The following is a 20,795-nucleotide window of genomic DNA, read 5'->3' on the forward strand; positions in this document are numbered from 1 at the left end:
AATCGGTAAAAATCTGTTTTTGAGTCTTTGACTTTTATTATAACGAAATATGACAGGAAACGCAACTCCCCACAGCAAATCACCAAACAGGACAGTAGCGCAGCGTTACTGCTCACTGGTAACGTTCCGCGAAGCGCGTTACTGTGAACGGATTGAACAGTAACAGCGCAGGCGCTCTGCAATTTTCTCCTGAAACAGTAACCCTTCACAATTTTTTCACGTTTTTTTCTACCTTTTATCACTAGGAAAGTAATTTCGAATTTGCTATAATAGTTTCACGACATCAGAGCATGTTTAAAAAAGGCTTTCTGCAAAATGTGCATCACAATTTGTGGGATATTTCATCCCCATCTTTATTCAACAAACGCATCAAACTTTTCTGACATTATAAATCTTAGGAGGATACCGAATTCATGCGAAGAAAAAAGAGCTTACTAATACCGGCTGTGCTGGCTTTTTCCCTTTGCACCGGTGCTGTTGTCCCAGTACTGGCGGAGGAGACCTCACAGACAGCTGATGCAGCAGATAATGAGCAAGAGACACATACACAGAGTGCTACAGATACTTCTGATTCCCCTTATGAAAAAGGCACCATCACAGACACTGATTTTCAGAGTGAATGGCTGAATCTGAAATTCACACCACCGGAAACAGTAGTCATGAATACAGAGGAAGAGCTTCAGTCTGTTATGAAGCAGGGCCAGACTACTCTGGAGGAAGCTTCCGGGGTGGAACTTGGAGAGGATGCTTTGTCCGGCACTGTTTATGAAATGATGGCTTCTTCCATCTCTGGTTTTCCTAATGTTTCCTTAGTTGTCGAGGATGCTTCTTTGGAGAATATGACTGTTGACCAGTATTTTCTGGCTGCACAGCAGATGTTGTATGCTACCGGGATGGGCTATACTTATTCAGACGTAACCGATATACAGATTGCCGGGCAGGATTTCCATGTTATGGAAACAAGTGTGGCAGTCAATGACTATGAAATTCTTCAGAAATATTGTACCCGCAAACAGGGAGGAAAGTTTGTCTCCATTATTTTATCATACACCACAGATACCACAGCAGAAGCAGATGAAATTCTGGCAGCTTTTACTCCATTAAATACAGACACGGAGCTGCGCCTGCAGAATAAACTATGGTCTATACTCCCTTAACCATAAAAGCCATAAAAATTGCATATAAAGCACACGAAGGACAATACGACCAGAGTGGGGTTCCTTATATTCTTCACCCGGTTCATCTTGCAGAACAAATGACAGATGAAACTACCACCTGCATTGCCCTGCTTCATGACGTTCTGGAAGATACTGCCCTGACTCTTCCTGATCTGGAAGCGGAATTCCCAAGAGAGATCACAGAGGCAGTCCAGCTGCTTACACACGCTCCTTCCGATGATTATCTGGATTATGTGCGCAGACTTTGCGAAAATCCGCTGGCTCGTAAGGTAAAGATTGCGGATCTCGCCCATAATTCAGATGAAACACGGCTTTCTTCCGTCACGCCGGATCCAATGCAGCTAAAGCACTGGCGGACGAAGTATGCAGCTGCAAAGGAGATCATACGGGAATACGAAAATATCCCATAAAGTACAACTCCAGACTATGTAAAAAGGTACTCTGTTATATTAATATCAATTATGTTGATACCAATATAACAGAGTACCTTTTTTATATTTTGCAAAAGCAACTGTTAAATTTTTATTATTTCACCCGCAAAATTGACCTCACCAGTTCCAGATGCGGCCTGTCTGCATCCTTCTGGAACACGGCCACATGGTTCAGGTCTGCGCCTCCATCTGTATATGCCGGAAAAAGAAAGCCGCACTCCGGCTCACCTGGCTCGTATTCATCTGCAAGAGGACAAATTACACAGATCAGATATTCAAAAACAGCTTCTGATTCCCCCAGCCGCTCCTTATCTGCTGCCTTTGCCGGAATATCATATCTGTCGTGGAAAATATAAACTGCATAAGGTCTTCTGCTTTTATAATTCTCCATTACAAGATCATAGAAGCTGTCCATAAGAGCATCGTTTTTCAGCCCACATTCCCGGATTGCCATCAAAAGCTGCCACACGGTTCCTGGCCTTCTGTCTGCATCTGCAAATTCATAACGTTTCAGATTTACATTTGTTGCTGCAAAAGGAACTACCTTGGCAAGCTCAATGTTTTTCTTCTTTTCTGCGGCGGACAGCTTTAAAAAATTCACGTTAAAGCTGCCGTCAAAGTCCCCGTCCTTATCCACATAACATCCCGCAATCCTTGTAAAAGAACTCCGGGCAACATTCATCCTCCTGGTCAGCGCCAGCATATCTTCACGGTCGATTTTGTTGGTCATGGTTTTCTCCTGTGTATACGCAAAATGTTTTTTCTATTTTACCATTCCTATATGCTATACACAACAAAAAGTAAAAATATCTCCATTTAAAGTGCTTTTCTAGTTACTGTTCACTGGTAGCATTCCGCGAGGTGTTTTTTGTGAACAAAGTTCACAGAAAACCCGAGAGTTGCGGCGCGAAATCATGCAAAGCATGATTTCTGTGCATCGCGAAGCGTGTTACTGTGAACGGAGTGAACAGTAACACGCTTTTCTAATCCGCTCCAACGCCTCTGTCAGCGTTGCCCTTGGACACGCCACATTAATCCTCTGGAATCCTTCGCCTGCTTTTCCGAAAATCTTTCCACTGTCAAGCCAAAGTCTGGCCTTATTAAGGATCAAATCCTCCAGTTCCTCAACAGTCAGGCCTGTCTCACGGAAGTCCAGCCACACCAGATACGTGCCTTCCAGATCTGTCATCTTTACCCCAGGCAGATACTTTTCCACATACTCTTTTGTGTAGTTGATGTTCGCCTCCACATAAGCATGCATTGCCTGGTACCACTCTTCCCCCTTGGAATAAGCAGCCTCTGTTGCCACCAGTCCCAGAACCCCAAGCTGGCTGATTCCTGCTGCATCCAGCTGCTTCCGGAATTTTCGGCGAAGCTCCGGATTGGGAATAAAAATATTGGAAATCATCATACTTGCAAGATTGAAAGTTTTACTTGGGGAAGTGCAGGTAATGGAAATATCCTGAAACTCCTTTTTCAGACCGGCAAACACCTGATGCTTTCCCTTAAAAACAAAATCCTGATGGATTTCATCACTGACAACGGTCACGCCATTCTTTACGCAGATATCTCCTAATTTTTCCAATTCTTCTGCGCTCCACACTCTTCCCACCGGATTGTGAGGATTGCACAGGAAAAACAGTTTTACATTTTCCTCCACGATTTTCTTTTCAAAATCCTGAAAATCGATGTGATAGCGGTTGTCTTCTCCCTGATAAAGGTTGCTGCTCACCACTTTTCTGCCATTGTCCTGAATAACTTCTGAAAAAGGATAATAAACGGGAAGCTGGATCAGCACACTGTCTCCCGGCTGCGTGTATGCTTTTACCGCCATCGCCAGGGCAAAAACAACTCCTGGTGTTTTGATCAGCCAGTCCTCCTGTATCTCCCAGTTGTGGTGAAGCTTCATCCAGCTTGCAATGATTTCAAAATAAGGAGTCTGAACCTCACTGTATCCGAAAATTCCCTCTTTTGAACGCTCTACCAGCGCATCCTCAATATAAGAAGAGGTCTCAAAATCCATGTCTGCGACCCAAAGAGGCAGCACATCTGCCGGTTTTCCCCTTTTTACGGCAAAATCATATTTCAGACATCTGGTATTTTTTCTGTTAATCACTTTATCAAAATCAAGATTTCTTTCCGCCATGTAATTCTTCCTCTGTTTCTGCAAATACTTTTTCAAATTCATCAAGAAGATCCTGTGTATCCTCGATTCCAACAGAGAGGCGAAGGGTTGCCTCTGTAATTCCGTTGCGTTCCCGTATCTCCTTCGGCACATCCGCATGAGTCTGGGTAGTTGGATATGTGATCAACGTCTCCACGCCGCCAAGACTTTCTGCAAACTTGATCATCCGCACTTTTTCCAGAACAGAAAGGGCAAATTCCCTGCTTTCCAGCTGGAATGTAAGCATAGAGCCAAATCCTCTGGCCTGCTTTTTCATAATCTCATATCCCGGGTGATCTGGTAATCCCGGATAGATTACTCTGATCACTGCGCTCTTTGTTTTCAGCCATTCTGCAATTTTGAAAGCATTTTTCTGTGCCTGCTCCATGCGGATTCCAAGAGTTTTGATACCGCGGAGGATCAGCCAGCTGTCAAAAGGAGCCAGGCCGGAGCCTGTGGTTTTAATAAGAAAACGAAGCTTTTCACTGATATCCTCTCTGTTGGTTACCAGAAATCCTGCCAGGGTATCATTATGTCCGCCCAGAAATTTGGTTCCGCTGTGCACTACAATGTCCGCTCCCAGTTCCAGTGGATTCTGGAAATATGGAGATAAAAATGTATTGTCTACTATGAGAAGGAGATTATGTCTTTTTGCAATTTCTGCAAGTGCCGCAATATCAGTGACATTCATCATGGGGTTGGTTGGAGTTTCAATATAAATTGCTTTTGTGTTTTCATTTACATAACTTTTCACATTTTCTTTCCAACAGTCGATTCTGGAAAAATGGATTCCGTTTTTCGAAGAAACATTGTCAAAAAGCCGGATGCTTCCGCCGTACAGGTCTGCATCTATGATCAGATGGTCTCCTGGTTTAAACAGCTCCATTACCAGAGTGATTGCTGCCATTCCAGTGGAAAAAGCCAGTGCGTCAATTCCGTTTTCCAAGGTTGCTACAATTTTTTCCAGATGCTCTCTGGTTGGGTTCTGCAGTCTGCTGTAATCAAAGCCTGTGCTCTGACCTACTGCCGGATGCTCATATGTTGCTGTCTGATAAATCGGAAAGCTGATAGAGCCATAATTGTTACAACAGCCTTCCTCTTCTTCCAAATGTAAACACTTTGTATTGATTCCTCTTGCCATGATTTTCCTCCAGATTCGTATGATCGCGTTCAGAGAAATGTTTTCTCTCTTTTTTGTCTGAACATATCATAGCAAGATAAGAGGATTTTGTATAATTCATTTTACCTTGAGTTCGTTATAGAATATTGCTATATCTGATTAGATACGTTAGATTTGGTGTATTGCCAATTTTGAGTGCGTTTGAAAAAGGCTTTCTGCAAGATGTGCGTCATAATTTGTGGGAATACTTTTTCAAACACACTCTAAAACACCCTCTGCACCAGCAGCATATACAAAATCGTTCCACCGCCAATACTAAGCAGTGTATTCTTTTTCCACTTATGCAAAAATACAATAAACAAAATCGCAATGGCTTCTGGCAGCCCATAAGTTCCGCTTCCGTTCCTTCATAGTTACACTCTTCGCGATGCACAGAAATCATGTTTCCCATGTTTTCGCGCCGTACTTCTTGGGTTTTCTGTAAACGAAGTTCACAAAATATCTCCTGGGATGGTATCTGCTGAATAGGAGCAGGCATTAATTACCAGCCAGTTCCCTGATAGCATCTGTCAAGGTCGTGTACTGCTCTTTCACCTGCGCGTAAAGCTCATCACTTCCTGCGGTTTCTCTTCCTCTTAATACCTCCGTAAGCTCTGCACTGACCTTATACAATTCTGTAAATCCAAGGTTCAGGCACACACCCTTCAGGGTATGGGCTGCACGGAATGCTTTCTCTCCATCCTGTGCGGCAAGACCATCTGTCAGCTCCCGAAAACTTGGATCATTAAGAAATTTCACCGCAAATCTTTTCACAAGCGCTTCGCTTCCCAGTCTTTTCAGAACTCCATCGTAATCTGAGCCAACTTTCTCATAACATTCTTTTATTGTCATTCCAGCCTCCTTAATTTTCATTCCGGTTCCCTATGTAACTGCTTTCTGCACTTTATTATATTAAATTGAAAGAAATTTGTCCACAGGTTTCTAGAGCGTGTTTGAAAAAGGCTCTGACATTACGCATCAGACCTGGAATACGCATTCTTCATCTGATTACTCAGCTCATAAAGCACTTTATTCAGTGTGTCAGAAGCCTCTTTTTTCACCATATCCGCAATTTCCTGGTTAGCCTGATGGCGAAGGGACATTCTCTTCACTGCGTCAGACTCTTTTTCCAAAAGAGCGTCATACTTGCCAATCAGCTGGTGGCCTTTTGACATTACACGCTCCTGATAACGTTCAATATGGAAAATGGAACTCTTATAAGAAGCATCTGCCATGGCACCGATCATGCGGCTTACCCAGTAGAAACTGTCAGTGGTTACTTCCCTGGTGGTGCTGGAAAAATAGTCCGGAGTGGTATCAATTGTGGCATAAAACGGCACCAGCACATTAAATGCATTGGATGCAAACGCAACCCATTCCAGAATATTGCAGTCCTTTTCCATGCCTGGTCTCATCTGGATCAGAGACAGGAAATCTGTACGGTTCACACCGATAGAACGGAATGCTCCGCGCTGTTCTTTTTCTCCATAGGAAGCATATGGATCATAAGAGGTTCCCTGATAATGGGAGGACAATACATATTTCACATCCTCTACAGTAATCTTTTTTTCCGGAATCATGCACCATGGCAGATCATCAGAATATGGAGTAAATTCTGCATTTACGCCATCCCAGATTTTTGTCTTCGGATTCAGGTTTCTCAGCATATACCATGCACGAGGAGTATTATAAACATGGTCGGAATCGTCATGGCTTCCGAACGCATCTCTTGGATTCAGTACACCATCCATGGAAAGATCCAGGTGATTTTTGCTGATAAATTCTTTCAGGTCAGCGGAACACATGTATTCCAGATCCGCATATTCCTCACATGGGCACCGGTATTTTTCCTGATCCCGCAATGCCTTTTCCAAGTCAAATTTATCAATTCCAAGCTGATTTGGCATTACTACATATGCCTCATCCGGAACCTTTCTTGCCATCCAGTGATGGCCGCCGATGGTTTCCAGCCACCAGATTTCGTTTTGATCCTGGAAAGCAATTCCATTCATCTCATAGGTTCCGTATTTCTCCAGAATGCTTCCAAGGCGGATTACCCCTTCGCGGGCGCTATGGATGTATGGAAGAACAATGGATACAATATCTTCCTCTCCGATTCCACCGGCTGCTTCCTCCTTACCGTCCTTTGCAGGCTGATAGGTTACCAGAGGATCCGCGCCAAGTACCCGGGGATTGGAGGTAATCGTTTCTGTAGCAGTCATTCCCACATTTGCCTCATTTACACCGCTAGCTGCCCAGATTCCTTCGCCGTCTACTGCATTTGGCACAGATGTATAGCCCATTGGATCATCTGGAAGATCAATTTCCACATGAGAAATCACAGATTTATATTTCCGCGGCTGTTCCTCTGGATGAACCACCACAAATTTTTTTGGCATATAATGACCGGAACCGGAATCGTCATTTCTTGCGATCATGGTAGAACCATCATAAGATGCCTTTTTCCAACTAAAATTGTAGTACAACCCATTTAAATTTCCTCCTGAAAATATTTCGTAATCTACTATGCTCTATGTTAGCACAATCGGGCATTTTATGGAATACAAGATTCCGGAAATCAATTATTTAACGGTTGTATTGCCTGCCATTAAGCTTTATACTTATCTTATTCCCGTAGCAAAATGATACGCGAAAGAATCCTGCCCATCAGGGCTTTTCTATAACTTAAAGGAGCATTCCTTATGCAGACATCTAAAGATTATTTGCATGTTTTTCTTGATATGGGCGACGCACTGTTAAACAGCGGCGCAGAAATTTTCCGGGTGGAGGACACCCTGAACCGGATGGGCTATGCCTGTGGTGCTACCCATATGAATGTTTTTGTCATCACGTCCAGCATTGTTATTACTATGGAATTTCCCGGAGATGGCGCACGGACGCAGACACGGCGCATTCATGAATGTGGGGGGAATGATTTCACCAAGCTGGAGCAGCTCAATGACCTGAGCCGTCGCTTCTGCAGCCATCCGGTTTCTGCTGCGGAGCTGCGAAATGAATTTGAGAAGATCAATGCAAACAGACCTAAGCCTCTTTGGAAACTGCTTGGAAGCGTTCTTGCAGCCAGCAGTTTTGCCCTTTTCTACGGCGGCACCATTCCGGATGCCATTACTGCCGGCGTTGCTGCAATCCTGATATGGAGCATACAAAAATATCTAAGACCAGTATGTATGAACGAGGTTACTTTCCAGTTTGCAGCATCTTTTCTCACTGGCTGCGCCATTTGCGGATTTACTTTGCTCTGTCCTTTCCTTCACATGGATAAGATCATGATTGGTGATATTATGCTTCTGATTCCAGGACTTATGTCAACTAATGCAATCCGCGATGTACTCATTGGTGATACCTTTCGGGTATTATCAGGCTGATCGCCGCGTTACTTCTTGCAGCAGCACTGGCACTTGGTTTTATGGGCGCAATTATTCTTTTTGGGAGGTTTGGACTTTGATCACAATGACGGTTATACAGCTGATTACCGGAGCTATCGGATCTGTGGCTTTTGGTCTTCTTTTTCACATGAAAACCAAATATCTGCCTCTGGCTGCTGCCGGTGGTTTTCTTAGCTGGCTAGTCTTTCTCTTTGGGAAGAGTCTGTGGGGAAGTGTTTTTCTTCCGGCACTGCTGGCTGGTTTTATTGCAGATGTGTATGCGGAAATCCTGGCAAGAATCTGCAAGGAAACTTCCACTTCTTTTTTCGTTACTTCCGTGATTCCATTAATTCCCGGAAGTACCCTTTATTACTGCATGAGCAGTATTGTAGAGGGAAATCCCATGCAGGCACTTAAATATGAGAGGGACACCTTTCTCTTTGCATTTGGAATCGCCGCGGGGATGAGTATTGCGTGGGCGATCTGTTATTTTCTGAGAAGTGTTAAAGCACGATAATTTCTTATTCACAGTTTCCGGATTTCCACCTTGCGATTCCGCCAGCCCTTTTTCCAAACCATGAGAAAAACCTGAAAATCCAGGCTGTCCCTGGCGGTTGTAAAAGGCTCTTCTCTTAATACCTCCGCATGGATTCCGTCCCGGGTCAGTTTTTCCTGCAGTTTTCCCGCTTTTGACAGCAGGCTTTTTAACTGCTGATCAGCCTCATTTCCAAAATTCCGGTCAGGATAAGCCGCCGCTGCGCTTTTTATTTTTCCGGTAAGAAGATCAATCACTACACTATGCTTATTCTTGTGTAATGCCCTGGCAAAAATCCTGGCGATAAATGGAGCTGGAAATTTCTTATAAACATGCAACAACCGAAGCAGCGAAAAATCCCGGGCTTCTTCTGCCAGCCCTTCCATTACCTGAAATGCTGCTGCAGACGGCTTCCAGGGGTCTTCCTTTGGCACAATATACTGTTTCGGCACTGCCGGATAACAGCAATAATTCAACGGTGGAAAGTCCGCCAGCTGCACAAGTGCCCTTTCTTCTTCTGTACAAAACTCTTCTCCCAGATATTCCAGCTTATCTCTTGCAATGGCGATCCGATATTCCAGCTGACGCAGATATTCATATCCAGGCACCCAGAAATGACCGATCTCCCCATAGTTATAAAGATAAACCTCCAGATCCAGCATTCTGAAAAACAGAGTGACTACGTTCTCCCCCTGCCATACTACCAGTATATATTCATCCCCTTCCTGACTTAAGGATGATTTCAGAGGGCCTTCATAATTCTCCAGATAAGAGCCTGTAAGTCTGGCATCCCGGAAAATGAGAAAGCTTTCTACGGCATCATTCATCAAATAAACAAGGCGGATATCACCTGGAATTTTCTCTTTTCCCACTCTGGCAAGGCTGTCTTTTTCGCCCTGTTTTCTCTCATTATTTTCATATGTCTCATAACATTCCCATTCAGCCTGTGCTCCGTTTTCTTTCGGAAACAGCAATTCAAATTGCTCCTGTTCCAAAAGCTCCTCCAGCATTTCAAATGTATCCTGCATCTTGTGATTACCTCAAACTGTTCGATTCCTGTTTCCAATTTCACTTTTTATTATATGGGTATCTGACAGAAATGTCAAAATAACGACAACAGATATATAGCTATAAAATAAATAGCATACAATTTACAGCTTACATTTTTCATATATTTTCTATATACTTTATATTATGGATAAAGAAGCTGTCGTTCCATAATATAAGAACCCGCAGGCAATCAGGAAGCGGTGAAACCGTTCCATAGATTGCCAGAGCATGTTTGAAGAAACTGTTTGAAAAGGGTTTTCTGCAAGATGTGCGTCAGAATTTGCAGAAGATTTTGTTCAAATTGGAAAGCAGCTTAAATGCGTGTAAAATCACAGGTAAGCCAGTTCGGCACCTGTTAAAAAGATTGGAGAACGAATATGAATCAGATTGATTACGAAAACTTAGGATCCCGAATGAAAGAACTGCGAATCAAAATGAAGCTACCCAGGCGGAAGTTGCCAAAGCTCTGAATGTAACTCCTGGCTACATCAGCAACGTGGAGAATAACCGTACTGCAATGTCCCTGCGTATCCTTATTTATTATGCAAGGCTGCTGAACATCTCCCTGGATTCCCTGATTGGCAGAATTGATTCTGAATACCGTGAAACTGCCCTGGACCGCGAGCTTTCCGAGCAGGTACATAAAATGAGTATTCCAGAGAAACAAAAGCTTCTGAAAACCATGAAGGTATGGATGGAAGAAGATTGATTCTGAACGTAAAAGGGGCTGTCTATTTCCTGACAGCCCCTTTTGTAACTTTATGGTGTTTATAGTATTATATCAGATTTTATTCCCCCCCATTTCTGTGATAGTATCACATACTTTTCTTTTTTGCCTTGCGGACCAGTTTTCGGATCAGGACTACAATAAGAATAATAATTACAAGGAAGAGCAGGCAGATCAGCACGATCATTACTGAGAATCTATTGGGATTTTTCACCAGATCAATAATATTTGTGCTGTCATCTACAACCTTACGGTTATGAGTGACTGCATAATATTCCGGTACATTAGCAATTCCATCCCCGTCTGTATCTTCAAAAGACTGCATGTATCTTGCAATAGCATCCCACGCTTTCAATTCCCTGCCATCTTCCATGATTGCCTGATCTTCCAGATTTTCAATTGGATTTCCGTTCTTATCCTTTGGTTCAAGAGACAACAGACCATAGGACATTTTCATTACAGAGCCAAGCATTTGTCCTGTATACAAGTCAGTCACAACATGGTACAGTTTATCATCCTGAATTTCAATTCTTTCTCCATCTTCTCTGGTCAGATAACAGTCCGTCACCTTATTCAGAATCATTCGATGAGGATTATATGTAAAATTCAGTCCGCTGCAATACAATCTTGCAGTTGTCATAAAATCTGAAACAGAAGCGTCTACTTCTGCTGCCAGCTTCAATTCTTTTCCTGTCAGATATGCATTGATAAGAGGATATCCTGCCACACCGTCTTTTCCAATTCCCAGAGAAAAAGAATTGTAAACATCCTCTACTGTAATATTGCCTTTTGTATATGTGTCACGGACCGTTCCGCTTGGCACAACCGCTACATCTACCGGATTCCCATCGTAATACTCTGAATTTTCCACAGCATATACATACGCATCAGACATAATATCGCCAAGATTCAGTTCTTCATGCTTTGTTCCCATCTCTTCCAGACTGTTAAATTCAATATCGTTCTGAGCCAGAACTTCATCCCTGGTGTACCCAAAATCTGCAAGATAATTGGTGTCTACTGTATCCATTAATTCATCAATCCGTTTCTGTGTTTCCTGATCCGGCTTGATCTCATCAGACACAGGAATCAGCTCATAGGAAGTCATTTCCCAACGCCCGTCCTCCTTCTGTGTCATTGAAAGTGATCCAAGATTTCTCCCATACTCACCGCAGGATACAATATATGTATTCCCATGCTTAATGGCTTCATTCAGCTCTGTATGGGAATGTCCACTGATGATCAGATCCAGATCCGGCACCTTTTTTGCAAGGATTTCATCCTCTGACTTATCCTCGTCCTCCCAGGTTCCGCCGTGAGACACACATGCGATCATATCCACATTCTCGTTTTTCTTAATCTCAGCTACCGTCTGCTTTACTGCTTCTACCGGATCTTTAAACAGAAGTTCACATGTAGGCGCACATTCCAGGGCATCTTTTCCAAATACACCAACCACAGCAATTCTAGTATCACCCTTTTGAACCACAACATAATCTTTCACGCCGTACGCTTCAAACGCTTCTTTGATCTGCTTCTGCCCATCTTTTAAGCCATCTTTCTCCATAGCGTCCCAATCCACATTGCACACTACGATCTCCGGCACTGTCTCACCGGAATTTATGGCTGCTTTCAGCATATTTGCCAGTCCCTTTGACCGGTAGTCGTATTCGTGATTTCCAAAAGTAGTCACATCATACCCCAGATATCCCAGCATTCGAAGCTCCGCTGCCTCCGTATCATATACAGTCTGGATCAATGTACCCATGGAAAAATCTCCGCCATCCAATACCAGGGTATCTGGATTGTCTTTCTTCTTTTCATCCATCAGGGTTTTTATTTTCGCAAAACCGCCAACTTCTTTTTGCTGTCCATCTACAATTGTTGAAAAGCTGTCCAAATGGGAATGAGTATCATGGGTAAACAAAACGTCTACCTTTTTCGTCCCAGCTGCTGTCACAGGAATATCCAGTACAAGCAGAAGCAGTATTGCAATTGTTAATACAATTGACAAAATTCGTCTCCGTGGCTTCATAATTTCTCCTTTTCGTTCAAAAAATTTTCTTCTGATTTCTACAGCATTTCTTCTGCCAGCGTCTCCTGATATCCGGCTGTCCTGAATTTTCTAATCAGCGCTGCCACCGGCTTTAACCTTTCATCCGTTATCCGTTCCAGTATTTTCAGCCGCTTAGGTGATATGACCTCTTTGGACCTGCATCTTTCGTAATCCGCGGCTTCCATATGCCAGTAATAAAATTCGCCCTTATAATACTGTGACAGTTTCTGTGCGATCAACACACCTTCCGGATCCAGATCTCCTGCATAATAAATCCGTGTTTCGGATTTTGCAAGTAAATCCAATGCCATCAAACCTGCCAGTCTTGGCTGACCGTTCATGCACATATATGCTTTTTCCTTATGATCTGTTTCTTCTTTTCCACAAAGCATGGCAAAAACCGAAGGATTTTCCACAATATATATTTCATTTTGGGGACAATAGAGTGCATCCCATTCTGTAAGCACTGCAAGAGGAACCTGTACAATATGCTGTTCTTTCGCAAAACCTGCCATACCTTTATGATAATTTCCATCTTTTTCACAGCCTGCACCTGATACAGCATGGTATAATTGGAAACATCGTCCAGCATGATTCCTGCCAGCAGATAACTTTTCTGACGCTTATACGCAGGAAATATTGCAGATGTCTCTACTGTAATTCTTCGTATTTCCAAATCCATCTGTATGATCTGATATAAAAAATTCCCATCTGCTGTTCCAATATCAAACGCATGTGGATTGCCTGTCCGCATAGCTGCAAATACGGCAAGGTACATCTTTGTGCTGCGATATGGCAGATTGTTATAGATTTCTGCTCCAAGCCGCAGCATCTTGTCCCATTTGGCCAGTTCCTGACTCCCGTTGTCTTTCACAATGCTTCGCAACGATTCTAAGGCTGTCTCTACAGGAGTTCCTTCATAGTCTCTCTGAAAAATCTCCCATATACGCTCTTTTTCCTGTTCCCGTAAGGATTTTTGCTCCTGTCTTCCAAGCAGTGGCTCTTCAAAAAAATTCTCCAACAGGCATTCCGGCGTTATCTCTTTATATCTGCTTGTTTCCAGCGCCTGTCTGAATTTTTCTGAGGACACCGTTACACTTTTCTGACTGTGAAAAGATTTTCCAAAAAATCCTTCCAGTTCTTCAATATCTGTTGGTTTCAGATTCTTCAGAATTACTTTCCCACCAAACCTTCCGTAAGAAATATATTTCTCCCGGAAGCCTTTCAGAACCTTCTCCCAGACCGGGCTCAGGTGAAAATAAGCCAGACAGTCTTTCATTTTATTTTCAGATTTATACTCCTTCTGCCTGTCCAAGCTCTATTCCTCTCTGTTCAACTTCTTCCTCGTGTTCTAACAATTCTTTCCTGTGACCATTCCATAAATAAGGCATAACGGTTACAAATTTCGCATTTCCCGGACGGATTAGCTGATAGATCGCCAATGCATCCAACGTATCACAATCTCCCCACAGAACCTGTGAGTTAATAATAAAATCAAACCGGAATTCTGTCATCAGACGGAACATATCACGAATATTCTTATTATCTACTCCGGCAAATGCCTCGTCCAGAGATATCAATCTCGGTGCATCTTCCCTTCCTCCCTGATACTTGGCCACAACTGCTGAAAATAGCGGTACATACATGGACATTGCCTTTTCTCCGCCACTGAAGGTTCCGAATACGCTATTTGTCAGCTCCTTCTGACGTTCCCCGTTTTTCTGGGAAAACAGCTGGAATTCAAACCATTTACGGTAATCCAGCGTATCCTTCATGATCTGATAGAAGGATACCATTCCTGCACTGTCTTTCGCATTTCTTCGTGCCTCTGCCACCTTGGAACGGAAATGGGCAGACAATCTGGCTGCCTCATCTTCACTCATCAGCCGATAATCTTTCTTCAGTAATTCTACCAGTTCTTTCGTATCCAGCTGGTCTTCCTGTTCTGCAGTCTTACTTCGCCATCTAAGGCTAAGCTTTAATCCGCTGGAGGTATTCATACCGTTCATCAGGGAATTCATTTTCTGTACCCATGTATTGGAACTGTTAATCTTTCCACGGATTTTTCTGCTTACCGTATTGGCAAGAATGTCTTCAAACAACTCCCGGTCTCCATCTTTGATCAGATTCTCCAGCTCTGTGATATCTTCTTCAAGATGCAAAAGAAGACTGGCAAATGATATCTTTACACCTTGGTATCTGGCTGAAATATCCAGTCGCTTTGCAGGAAATTCCGTTTGTTCTTCTTCCGTAAACAGCTCATTCTGCATTAAATGATAGTCTGTAAGAAAGCCTCTGTTTTCAAAGTATACTTTATTCAGATCACGGATCACACTGTCTTTGTCCAGCGCTTTTACATCTGATTCCAGATAACTTCTGATATGTGCGGCATCTTCCGGTATCTCTTTTGGTATTTCCACATAATGCAAAGCCTTTTCCATATCATAGCATTCTGAAAAATATTTCGTTTTCTTTTCATATTCTTCAATTTTCTTCCGGGTTTCATCTAAGCGCAGTGTCAGTTGTCCCACTTCGTCTTCTTCATGTGTCTGTCTGCTTACGCATACACGTAATTGCTCCGGATACTCCTGCAGCCAGTTAATACATGCATCCAGCCGTTCTTTAATTTCTTCGTAATCAGTCAGACGCAATTGTTCCTGAATGGAAGCCTGTTCTTCTGTCTTTCTCCTGATTTCTTTTTGAATCTCCTGCAGATCATACCGTATCTGTTCCATATCTGCATCCAGATCTTCCAAATGTTCTTTTCGCTCTCTCAGATACATCAGACTTCTAAGATACATTTCGTGTGCGGCAATCAGGCTGATCAAATGCTTTCCATATTCCTCTGCTGCTTTTTTTGCTTCTTTAAATATATCATAAGAACAGGTCAGATATAATGCTTCTGCAATTTCCAGTGCTTTCTTTTTCTTTTCTTTCAGTATCTCCACTAGTTCACGGATCTGACACTCCAATTTATCACTCTCGCGCTTCAGCTGTTCGCACTCTCGTTCCTCGGCTTGCAGCATCCGAAGGGCTTCTCTCATGTCTGTGTCTTTCGGAAGATTCTCGTATTCTTTTCTGAGAATAGCTTTTCTGTCAGACAGCTTTCTATGCAGTTCCTCCAGCTGCTGTAATGCAGTTTCCAACTCTGTGATTCTCTGTCTGCACTCTTCTATCTTTGCCTGTCTGTGTTTTTCACGGGCCTTTGTTCCAAGGAATCCTGCCTCATATTCTCCTGTTACAGTTCCGGCAAGCACTCCCATTCCGTAGGTTCCATCTTCTGCAACGGTAAACAAGCTCTCACTATCATATGCAATGCTTCCCAGGATTCCGGTGAGACGCTGATTGGAAAATATGTCATTCACTTCTTCATTCAGTTCCAATACATCCAACAGACTTCTGTCTGGCTGCAGATTCTTCTGACTGTTCTTGCAGACAAACAGATAGTGATCTTCACATCCTTTTTCTGTTTTCAGAACCTGCTCTTTGTATTGCTCATCTATTACCAGTGCATCCAGAATTCCCATCTTTAATAAAGCTTCTTCCAAACGGTTACAGGCTTCTTCTTCCAGATTATCTCCAAATTCTATAACCTTGTAAAATTCCTGATATGGAATTCCAAGAGCATCCAGTCTCTTACGGTTACGTATAACTGCCTCTGAGCGTTCCGGCTGTGGTTCTTTCTGATTCTCCCATTCAGCCAGATCAGCCCTTACTTCTTCCAATTCCTTTTTTGTATTCTGGCTCTCTGTATCATTTACCGAAAGTTCAGCTTCGATTTCCCCATTTTTCTTGATCCATACATCTGCAATCCTCTGACGAACTTCAGCAAAATCAGAAGATTCCTTATACGCATCTGCAAATATACTTAATTCTCTTAATAATTCTTTTTCTAATGCCAGCTCCTGGTTTGCACCGTTCCACTGATACAATGCTTCTTTCCATTCATTCTGTGTCTGCACAAATACAGATTCCAGTTCTGACACTTTTCTCTGAAGAGTATCCAGTTCACGAATCCGTCTTTCTCTTTCTTTTATCAGATCATCCTTCTGTCTTTCCAGGCGATCTGTCTCTGCCAGTATCTCTGTTCCCTCATTAATTTTTTCTTTTGTGTTATCAAATTGCTGCTGGTGTAAATTGAATTTGTATGGTTCTTCCGGATGTTTTTCCAGCTCTTCCTTCATAAATGCATGCTCTTCAAAGGCCATGGTATCAGCCTCATCCTGCATCTCTTCTATAAGCTCTTCCAGTTCTTTTTCTTTCTCATATTTCCTGTCTTCTTCTGTTTTGATCTGATTCTGTGCATCCTGATATTGAGTCTGTTTCTGCTCCAGGAATCTCTGTTTTTCCATTAGATTTTTTTGTTGTCCGTTTAATTCCGTAATCAGCTCCGCTTCTCTTCGCTTCAATGCTACAGCGTCACTTTTATTCAGAGATTCTTTTTCTTTCTCCATGGACTCACGTTTCACATCCAGCTGCTGATGTTCTATTTTCAGAGCTTCAATCTTCTTTTTGCATTCACACAGCTTTTTCTCCTGTTCTTTTTGCTGTGTCCTTGCATTTTCCAATTTTAGCCCAGCCTGTTCGCAGCGTTCTGCTTTTTCATATAATAATTTCTGATTATATTTTGAAAATACTGCCTGAATCTTTTCTGCTGCCTGTCTGGCTTCTTTCCTGTTTTTCAGATTCATGGTCATGGTATCCATATTTTCAATGGCTTCCGACATAGGACGCAGGTCATCATCAGACAGGGGCTGAAGGGAATCACTTAAAATATCATTGATTACAGATGGCTTAAAATCCTTGGAAAGCTTCGGTGTACGCAGCTGAATCAAAAGATCTATCATTTCCTTATATTCTTCTGTTGTCTCAAATCCGAAAATCTGGCGGTTCACATATTCCATATAATCAACCTGTCTGTCAATAACGCGGCCGCCATTCCCAATTCTGTTTTCCAGTTCTTTTTTGGAAAGTGTAACCTTTTCTCCTGAATCCTTGTATAAAAAGAAATCCTTACCGATACGTCTTCCATCGGTCAGGCTAAAATACCATTTGTCCAGATTCTTTCCTCTTCTTGCGCGGATACCCATTCCAATTGTTAAATATGTGTCACTGTTTTGTCTTTTAAGTTCCAGATACAAATAGCCAATGCGTTCTTCACGTCCGTCATCTTCTTCCAGAAGATAACTGCTCATCTTACGATCCCTGGAACCGAAGGGATCCAGTCGTTCCGGACTCATATTTCCATCCAGAAGAAGGGGCACCACACTCTGCATGGTTACTGATTTTCCCGATCCGTTTGAACCTCGAAGGAGCATTCTTCCCTTCACAAATGGGAATTCCTGTTCGTCATAATACCAGAAATTAATCAGCCCGATTTTATTTGCCTGCCATCTGCTATTCATCATTTCTTCCTCCCATATAATCCTCCGGATAACTTCCCTGTATTTTTCCGGTGAGCGGACATATTTTTATCTGATGAGCGGCCTCTTCTTTTCTTATAAACATCCACAACTCCATCTCATCCAACACACTTTTTACAAATTCCCCTTCCGGCATCTCGCGATAATTTTTCGAAAATCCACTTCCATATTCCTGTTTCATTTCTTTTATCATATTTTCAAATTCAATCCCATCTATAAGACAGGTTTCATCCAATCCGGTTTTCCATTGACCCTTCTCAATTTTCTTGCGTATTTCACGAAAACACAAAAGCAAAATATCGGATATGGAATTATTGCCGGGAAATACCGTTCCCATCCTGCAGTCGTCTCCGGATAGCAGATATGCACTTCCTTTATGAATGTGCACATGACAGTCAAATATCTGCTCCAGTTCTTCACTTAATCTGCGTCCGTAATATTTCAGATATTCAAAATCCTCCGATGAGCCATCCTCTTTGTACATACCAGGTGCAAAAATCAGTCTTTTATAAACCCTGTGTCTTCTTGCAAAGCCTCGGTCTTCATCCACTTCAAACCAGTCACTTTCCTGAAAATCTTCCGGTTTCGTATATTCCATAATGTCTTTTGAAAAGCTCTTCATAAAATACCTGGATGCCCCTGTATTTTCATAAAGCACTTCTCCTCCTTCATCGTCCATGAATGCCTCGTCTTTTCCATCTGTAACTCCAATAAGCCCCTGATCTGCTGCAAATCTCATTACACGGATCAGCTTTCTTCTGTTCGTATACAATGTCCAGTCAGAGATTTCCCCAGGCAGATTTGCAGTAATATATTCCGTCAGCTGTGATATGATAAACTGCTCCTGTGCATCTCTGTCTTCCAGAAACATCAGCAGAATACAGAGATAGGCATATTCTTCTTTTGAGGAAAATTTCTGGATCCCCATAAAGCTTTCCGGTATCACCGGAATCTTCTCCATCTTTATCAGAAGTGAATTGTCAATGATCTGGCAGCCCATTTTCTCTGTAGTAAATTTACGCAGTTCTCCAAGGGCATCTCTTAATTTATAATAGGTTTCCTTATCTCTGGATTTTAATACCCATCTTTTATTTAACAGGATCTCCAGTTCCTTCATCACGTTTCCTCCTGAAATACAATTGACAGATCAGGCATAGTAAAATTACCATCCAGACAATGCACAACACAGGTCTCATCTGCCCGGCTTCTGTCTAATATGTATCTTCTTCCATCATCCGTTCTTGCAGAAAAATCCGCAGATTCCATGGCATCCGACAGCCATTTCAAAAGGATCTCTCTGATTCTTGGTTCCAGCACCGGTAATTCTCCAAAATGAATCCTTCCATTTACTTCCAACGCCTGCAATTTTTCCATTTCTTCTCTCTGTTTTTCCAGCATTTTACGTCTTGTTTCCTGCTTTTGCTCTGCTGATTCGCGGATCGCACTTCTTCTGGATTTCTCCCTGTATGTACGTATCCTTGGCTTTAAACTGATTTCCATGGGTTGTTCTTCGTATACTCCGATATTCATGCTATCCGTTTCACGTACCAGATCTCCGGCAATATGCTGCGGGCACTCCATGCCAAATACCATTGCAGACATTTTGTGGGCTTCTTCCATATCCTGGCATTTCAAAAATAATTCTGCCACTTTGCGGTATTCTTCTTTTCTGTTAGCACCTAATGCATTCTTTTCACTTAACTGCGCTGCATATCTTGTGATCCTGCGAATAATATCATTTGTTGCATCAAAAAGCTTTCCCGCTTCATTCTCCTGACCTTCCTTTCCTACAAACCAGTCATAGATACTTTGATAACGGCCCTTTACTTTCTGCCAGATCATTTCCTTCGATACTTCCACATCCATTCGCGGTATCGACAATTCATAATCAACTACTTTTTCAAATACCTGGTTTTTCATCTCTTCCTTCTGCTGGCATAAGCTTTCTTCTATCACACCCACATTTCTCTGTAATCCTTTAATAAAGCTGCGCAAATATTCGATCAACCGGTCTTTAAACACCAGAAACTGCTTCGTATGCATCATTTCTTCTGCCCGCACACTGTTCAGATCTCTGATATAGTCCTGATAATTCTGATTCAGACGTACAAAATCATTATTCAGATCTGTCCACCAGGTATATACTTCATTTTTATCTCTTTCCACCATCTCCGGAAACCGTTCTATACCTCTTCGTATCCGCTCCAATAATGTGGGCTCTAAGGATGCACCTTCAATGAACAGGTTCTCAAGTCTAAGCACCAGACGTTCTATCTCTACACTATATTCTGTCATCTGATAGCGGTACTTTTTGTTCTTAAATTCTTCAATGGATGCCACCTTTTTCGTATCCTGGATCGTATTCAGATTCTTCCATTCTGTCAACATTGTGAGATCCTGCTGACACTGCTCTGGTCTGTAATCTGCAAAAAAAGGATCCTTTATCATTTCTTCGTAAACCTCTTCCTGGTACAGCCAGTATTTCAGTTTCTCGTAATGTTCAAAAAAAATACGCATAATACAGCGATATCTGCTTACATTATCTGCATTTAAATATTTCGCTTCTGTCAGTGGTTTGATTAATTTATCTGATACCTGCATGAGGCCTCTCCTTCTTTTCATACATGGGGTTACTTATATATAATGTCGGGGGCAAAAGTCCCCGACTACCATACCTGCGGATTGT

Annotated in this window: 17 protein-coding genes and 1 pseudogene; 5 read left to right on the top strand and 13 right to left on the bottom strand. The window is 42.4% G+C overall.

The features are described 5' to 3' along the window. The first annotated feature begins 413 nt into the window (after positions 1 to 413). Together DW904_RS16625 and DW904_RS16630 are read left to right on the top strand one after the other, a co-directional pair. Positions 414 to 1,157 carry a hypothetical protein gene (locus DW904_RS16625; RefSeq protein ID WP_118582864.1) on the top strand — a complete coding sequence of 248 codons (744 nt, stop codon included), beginning with the start codon at positions 414 to 416 and terminating at the stop codon, positions 1,155 to 1,157. Continuing rightward, positions 1,139 to 1,588, top strand: coding sequence for an HD domain-containing protein (locus DW904_RS16630; protein ID WP_118582867.1), 450 nt, complete (start codon positions 1,139 to 1,141; stop codon positions 1,586 to 1,588). The genes DW904_RS16625 and DW904_RS16630 overlap by 19 nt, the downstream gene beginning before the upstream one ends. Before the next feature lie 115 nt (positions 1,589 to 1,703). Here the strand turns inward: DW904_RS16630 and DW904_RS16635 are convergent, their stop codons facing one another. The 6 genes and pseudogenes from DW904_RS16635 to DW904_RS16660 form a co-directional block, all read right to left on the bottom strand. Next, the gene (locus DW904_RS16635; protein ID WP_330382746.1) at positions 1,704 to 2,339 is read right to left on the bottom strand and encodes a DUF4317 family protein; all 636 of its coding nucleotides are present in this window, start codon (positions 2,337 to 2,339) and stop codon (positions 1,704 to 1,706) included. Positions 2,340 to 2,558: 219 nt separating this feature from the next. Further along, positions 2,559 to 3,755 (bottom strand): MalY/PatB family protein, encoded by a 1,197-nt coding sequence (locus DW904_RS16640; protein ID WP_118582870.1) that lies wholly within the window; start codon positions 3,753 to 3,755, stop codon positions 2,559 to 2,561. Continuing rightward, positions 3,736 to 4,914 (bottom strand): PLP-dependent aspartate aminotransferase family protein, encoded by a 1,179-nt coding sequence (locus DW904_RS16645; protein WP_202187754.1) that lies wholly within the window; start codon positions 4,912 to 4,914, stop codon positions 3,736 to 3,738. Before DW904_RS16645 ends, DW904_RS16640 begins: the two co-directional genes overlap by 20 nt. A gap of 242 nt (positions 4,915 to 5,156) precedes the next feature. Beyond that, positions 5,157 to 5,282, bottom strand: a pseudogene (locus DW904_RS16650) (AzlD domain-containing protein); the annotation flags it as partial. Positions 5,283 to 5,430: 148 nt separating this feature from the next. Further along, positions 5,431 to 5,784, bottom strand: coding sequence for an Hpt domain-containing protein (locus tag DW904_RS16655; protein ID WP_118582879.1), 354 nt, complete (start codon positions 5,782 to 5,784; stop codon positions 5,431 to 5,433). Between the two features lie 119 nt (positions 5,785 to 5,903). Then, positions 5,904 to 7,418, bottom strand: coding sequence for a C69 family dipeptidase (locus DW904_RS16660; RefSeq protein ID WP_347562180.1), 1,515 nt, complete (start codon positions 7,416 to 7,418; stop codon positions 5,904 to 5,906). Positions 7,419 to 7,634: 216 nt separating this feature from the next. Here DW904_RS16660 and DW904_RS16665 point away from each other — a divergent pair, with 216 nt between their 5' ends. Next, entirely contained in the window at positions 7,635 to 8,318 is a 684-nt protein-coding gene (locus DW904_RS16665; protein WP_243110456.1) for a threonine/serine exporter family protein, read from the top strand. A gap of 85 nt (positions 8,319 to 8,403) precedes the next feature. Further along, positions 8,404 to 8,835: a threonine/serine exporter family protein gene (locus DW904_RS16670; RefSeq protein WP_118582930.1), complete on the top strand. Its 432-nt coding sequence runs from the start codon at positions 8,404 to 8,406 to the stop codon at positions 8,833 to 8,835. 8 nt (positions 8,836 to 8,843) lie between these two features. Here the strand turns inward: DW904_RS16670 and DW904_RS16675 are convergent, their stop codons facing one another. Further along, complete coding sequence (locus DW904_RS16675) at positions 8,844 to 9,881, bottom strand: DUF3878 family protein (RefSeq protein WP_118582882.1); 1,038 nt, start codon at positions 9,879 to 9,881, stop codon at positions 8,844 to 8,846. Between the two features lie 539 nt (positions 9,882 to 10,420). Between DW904_RS16675 and DW904_RS25850 the strand changes: the two genes are divergently transcribed. Continuing rightward, on the top strand, positions 10,421 to 10,612 hold the full coding sequence (locus DW904_RS25850; RefSeq protein WP_347562181.1) for a hypothetical protein: 192 nt from the start codon (positions 10,421 to 10,423) through the stop codon (positions 10,610 to 10,612). A 106-nt stretch (positions 10,613 to 10,718) separates the two neighbouring features. Here DW904_RS25850 and DW904_RS16685 read toward each other — a convergent pair whose 3' ends face one another. The 6 genes from DW904_RS16685 to DW904_RS16710 are packed head-to-tail and all read right to left on the bottom strand — an operon-like array spanning position 10,719 to position 20,710. Beyond that, complete coding sequence (locus DW904_RS16685; protein WP_118582885.1) at positions 10,719 to 12,665, bottom strand: bifunctional UDP-sugar hydrolase/5'-nucleotidase; 1,947 nt, start codon at positions 12,663 to 12,665, stop codon at positions 10,719 to 10,721. A gap of 38 nt (positions 12,666 to 12,703) precedes the next feature. Next, positions 12,704 to 13,102, bottom strand: coding sequence for a DUF2399 domain-containing protein (locus DW904_RS16690; RefSeq protein ID WP_243110457.1), 399 nt, complete (start codon positions 13,100 to 13,102; stop codon positions 12,704 to 12,706). After that, on the bottom strand, positions 13,024 to 14,001 hold the full coding sequence (locus DW904_RS16695; RefSeq protein WP_118582891.1) for a TIGR02679 domain-containing protein: 978 nt from the start codon (positions 13,999 to 14,001) through the stop codon (positions 13,024 to 13,026). Before DW904_RS16695 ends, DW904_RS16690 begins: the two co-directional genes overlap by 79 nt. After that, positions 13,979 to 18,094 (bottom strand): TIGR02680 family protein, encoded by a 4,116-nt coding sequence (locus DW904_RS16700; RefSeq protein ID WP_243110458.1) that lies wholly within the window; start codon positions 18,092 to 18,094, stop codon positions 13,979 to 13,981. The genes DW904_RS16695 and DW904_RS16700 overlap by 23 nt, the downstream gene beginning before the upstream one ends. Continuing rightward, positions 18,084 to 19,226, bottom strand: a complete 1,143-nt coding sequence (locus DW904_RS16705; protein ID WP_118582897.1) for a TIGR02678 family protein — start codon at positions 19,224 to 19,226, stop codon at positions 18,084 to 18,086. The genes DW904_RS16700 and DW904_RS16705 overlap by 11 nt, the downstream gene beginning before the upstream one ends. Further along, entirely contained in the window at positions 19,226 to 20,710 is a 1,485-nt protein-coding gene (locus DW904_RS16710; RefSeq protein ID WP_118582900.1) for a TIGR02677 family protein, read from the bottom strand. Before DW904_RS16710 ends, DW904_RS16705 begins: the two co-directional genes overlap by 1 nt. Positions 20,711 to 20,795: the final 85 nt, after the last annotated feature.

The organism is Ruminococcus sp. AM42-11, from assembly GCF_003480145.1.
Lineage (GTDB): Bacteria > Bacillota > Clostridia > Lachnospirales > Lachnospiraceae > Blautia_A > Blautia_A faecis.

Coding starts and splice junctions, on each gene's coding strand:
- DW904_RS16665 (WP_243110456.1), top strand. CDS start 7,635: ATGCAGACATCTAAAGATTATTTGCATGTTTTTCTTGATATGGGCGAC.
- DW904_RS16640 (WP_118582870.1), bottom strand. CDS start 3,755: ATGGCGGAAAGAAATCTTGATTTTGATAAAGTGATTAACAGAAAAAAT.
- DW904_RS16675 (WP_118582882.1), bottom strand. CDS start 9,881: ATGCAGGATACATTTGAAATGCTGGAGGAGCTTTTGGAACAGGAGCAA.
- DW904_RS25850 (WP_347562181.1), top strand. CDS start 10,421: ATGTCCCTGCGTATCCTTATTTATTATGCAAGGCTGCTGAACATCTCC.
- DW904_RS16655 (WP_118582879.1), bottom strand. CDS start 5,784: ATGACAATAAAAGAATGTTATGAGAAAGTTGGCTCAGATTACGATGGA.
- DW904_RS16630 (WP_118582867.1), top strand. CDS start 1,139: ATGGTCTATACTCCCTTAACCATAAAAGCCATAAAAATTGCATATAAA.
- DW904_RS16625 (WP_118582864.1), top strand. CDS start 414: ATGCGAAGAAAAAAGAGCTTACTAATACCGGCTGTGCTGGCTTTTTCC.
- DW904_RS16670 (WP_118582930.1), top strand. CDS start 8,404: ATGACGGTTATACAGCTGATTACCGGAGCTATCGGATCTGTGGCTTTT.
- DW904_RS16645 (WP_202187754.1), bottom strand. CDS start 4,914: ATGGCAAGAGGAATCAATACAAAGTGTTTACATTTGGAAGAAGAGGAA.
- DW904_RS16710 (WP_118582900.1), bottom strand. CDS start 20,710: ATGCAGGTATCAGATAAATTAATCAAACCACTGACAGAAGCGAAATAT.
- DW904_RS16685 (WP_118582885.1), bottom strand. CDS start 12,665: ATGAAGCCACGGAGACGAATTTTGTCAATTGTATTAACAATTGCAATA.
- DW904_RS16635 (WP_330382746.1), bottom strand. CDS start 2,339: ATGACCAACAAAATCGACCGTGAAGATATGCTGGCGCTGACCAGGAGG.
- DW904_RS16700 (WP_243110458.1), bottom strand. CDS start 18,094: ATGATGAATAGCAGATGGCAGGCAAATAAAATCGGGCTGATTAATTTC.
- DW904_RS16705 (WP_118582897.1), bottom strand. CDS start 19,226: ATGAAGGAACTGGAGATCCTGTTAAATAAAAGATGGGTATTAAAATCC.